Raw genomic sequence first — 913 nt, 5'->3', positions numbered from 1 at the left:
TGATCAGTTCAATCTAGCGCTCGACCCTGATACCGCACGCGAATATCACGATGAAACCTTACCAAAAGACGCACATAAATCGGCGCACTTCTGCTCCATGTGTGGTCCGAAATTTTGTTCAATGAAAATCACTCAAAACGTGCGTGAATATGCAGCAGGACTGGATAAAGATGCCGCTAATAAAAAAGTGACGCCGCAATCAGGTGACTTAAGTGATACTGATCACTTGATCAAAAAAGTCGATACAGAACTGGTCGGACAAGTAGGCGAAGCCAGTGCTGAAGAAGTTCGTCAAGGCATGGCTGAGATGATGGAGAAATACAACAAGGAAGGACGCCAGTTGTATAAAGAGGTGTAGATAGATAGATAGTACCTTTCAGATAGTGTAATAAAAGCCCGAACCTGACTATCAGGTTTGGGCTTTTTTATGGCAATAAAATTATTACTCTATATACGCAATCAATTATATAAACATTTGTGTAAAAATAGATAGACAAATCCATTGCTTAGAGTAAGATACGGGTAACTTTGCAAGCAATTGTTCTCTTCTTCTACTATCAAGGTACATTTATGAATCATGTCTATCGCGTCGTTTTTAACCATTCTCTAGGTGTTTATCAATGCGTGTCTGAGCTTGCCAAATCTCGTGATAAGTCATCTGGTAAATCTCAAGTCGCTACCAAGCTTCTACTTACGCCATTAGCTGTGGCTTTGCTTTGTGCTTCTGGTTCGGCACTGGCAGTTACTTATGACAACGGTCAGACGACGACTATAAATGATGATGTGTATTTTGTTGAAAATGATACGGTTAGCAATCAAGGAACTGAACTAGTAGTCAACAAATTAATTTTAGAAAAAACAGAGGCAGGACAGCCCTCAGAGCTATTTATTAACAATGAAGGCACTGTTATTG

The 913-nt window shown here is 39.9% G+C and carries 2 protein-coding genes; both read left to right on the top strand.

Annotation, left to right across the window (positions count from 1 at the left end):
- A partial coding sequence (locus tag ACS8FC_RS15605; protein ID WP_439297441.1) for a phosphomethylpyrimidine synthase ThiC occupies positions 1–358 on the top strand: 358 nt, incomplete at its 5' end.
- Between the two features lie 212 nt (positions 359–570).
- On the top strand, positions 571–913 hold a 343-nt coding region (locus ACS8FC_RS15600), incomplete at its 3' end, for an ESPR domain-containing protein (RefSeq protein WP_439297440.1).

The sequence above is a fragment of the Psychrobacter sp. 1Y4 genome, from assembly GCF_051847555.1.
This window is presented reverse-complemented; position numbering and strand designations above follow the sequence as displayed.